Source organism: Pseudomonas sp. EA_5y_Pfl2_R50 (genome assembly GCF_963970475.1).
GTDB lineage: Bacteria > Pseudomonadota > Gammaproteobacteria > Pseudomonadales > Pseudomonadaceae > Aquipseudomonas.
The window spans coordinates 1-668 of record NZ_CAXAPT010000056.1; the positions used below are offsets into that span (position 1 = coordinate 1).

Here is a 668-nt window from a genome sequence, read left to right on the forward strand (position 1 = left end):
CGGGAAACCGATCGAGCAGCGAGCAGAAGCGGGCGTAGTAGTTCATTCTCATTCTCCCCTTGGAATATCTTCGGCGAAGGCACCGGCGGACAGCAGCAATGCGAATGTCGAGGCGACGTCTCCGCCTTCGCTCGACGCGTTGGCAGCGGCCTCGGCGAGCGTCTTGCCCGCGAGAAAAGCTCTGGTCGGCCCGTCGATGACGCGGACCTCGACCGCATCGCTTGGGCGCGTGACGAGGATGATCTCCCGATCCCAGGCGATCGCATCGAGCGCGTCGGGTGGGGCGTCGGGCTGGTGCGCAAGCCATAGGCTCGCCGCCGGCATCAGCGCCTTCGCGATCCGCGTTGCGGGGTGCCAGTGCAGGGGCGCCTCGGGATCGATGCCTCGGGAAAGGGCCGCCGCATCCAGCGGCGGGCGGTCCGCGGCAAACAGCGCCTCGGTCACATTGCGTTCGAGCATCGCGACGGGCCCAAGATACGGTGCTTCCGCAAAGGGGGTCCAAGCGTCGACGAAGGGCCCGAACCTGTCGCCATAGAGGCACAGACGCGCCTCGCGTGGCGGTACCGCCTCGATATAGGAGGTTGCGCACGCGGCGAACGCTTCCTCTCCAACCATGGCCGCCGTCACCGGGTAGTTGGCGAACAGCGCGTCGCGTGCCGCCTTGCTTG

1 protein-coding gene is annotated in these 668 nt (G+C 67.2%); it reads right to left on the bottom strand.

Going from position 1 to position 668, the window contains the following annotated elements; translation table 11 throughout:
* Nucleotides 1-48 precede the first annotated feature (48 nt).
* Nucleotides 49-668: HvfC/BufC family peptide modification chaperone (locus AACY19_RS26665; RefSeq protein WP_339454477.1), on the bottom strand; the 620-nt coding region annotated here is incomplete at its 5' end.